This is a genomic window from Caballeronia sp. LZ008 (assembly GCF_031451435.1).
Classification (GTDB): Bacteria; Pseudomonadota; Gammaproteobacteria; order Burkholderiales; family Burkholderiaceae; genus Caballeronia; species Caballeronia zhejiangensis.
Genome location: NZ_JARUXK010000025.1, coordinates 1 through 988 on the forward strand (window position 1 = coordinate 1; position 988 = coordinate 988).

The following is a 988-nucleotide window of genomic DNA, read 5'->3' on the forward strand; positions in this document are numbered from 1 at the left end:
CGGGCGTGAAGCCGGATCAGGTGAGCGAAGTGATCCTGGGCCAAGTGCTCGCGGCCGGTTCGGGCCAGAATCCGGCGCGCCAGTCGCTCATCAAGGCGGGCTTGCCCGACATGGTGCCGGGCATGACGATCAACAAGGTCTGCGGCTCGGGCCTCAAAGCGGTGATGCTGGCAGCGAACGCGATCATCGCGGGCGACGCGGAGATCGTCGTCGCGGGCGGCCAGGAAAACATGAGCGCGGCGCCGCACGTGCTGCCGGGTTCGCGCGACGGCTTCCGCATGGGCGACGCGAAGCTGATCGACACGATGATCGTCGATGGCCTGTGGGACGTCTATAACAACTATCACATGGGCACGACGGCGGAAAACGTCGCGAAGGAATTCGGCATTACGCGCGAGCAGCAGGACGCGTTCGCGGCGCTGTCGCAGAACAAGGCGGAAGCCGCGCAGAAGGCGGGCCGCTTCAACGACGAAATCGTGCCGGTCGCGATTCCGCAACGTAAAGGCGAGCCGCTGCAATTCAACACCGACGAATTCGTGCGTCACGGCGTGACGGCCGAGGCGCTCGCGGGCCTGAAGCCGGCGTTCTCGAAGGAAGGCACCGTCACCGCTGCAAACGCATCGGGCATCAACGACGGCGCGGCGGCGGTCGTCGTGATGTCGGCGAAAAAGGCCGAAGCGCTCGGCTTGACGCCGCTCGCGCGCATCAAGGCGTACGCGAACGCGGGCGTCGATCCGAAGATCATGGGCATGGGCCCGGTGCCGGCGTCGAAGCGCTGTCTGGAGCGTGCGGGCTGGAGCGTGAACGATCTCGATCTGATGGAAATCAACGAGGCGTTCGCGGCGCAGGCGCTGGCGGTGCACAAGCAGATGGGCTGGGATCAGTCGAAGATCAACGTGAACGGCGGGGCGATCGCGATCGGTCATCCGATCGGCGCGTCGGGCTGCCGGATTCTCGTCACGCTGCTGCACGAAATGCAGAAGCGCGA

At 65.7% G+C, this 988-nt stretch carries 1 protein-coding gene; it reads left to right on the forward strand.

Annotation, left to right across the window (positions count from 1 at the left end; translation table 11 throughout):
- Positions 1-988: acetyl-CoA C-acetyltransferase (locus QCE49_RS33565; RefSeq protein ID WP_309806857.1), on the forward strand; the 988-nt coding region annotated here is incomplete at both ends.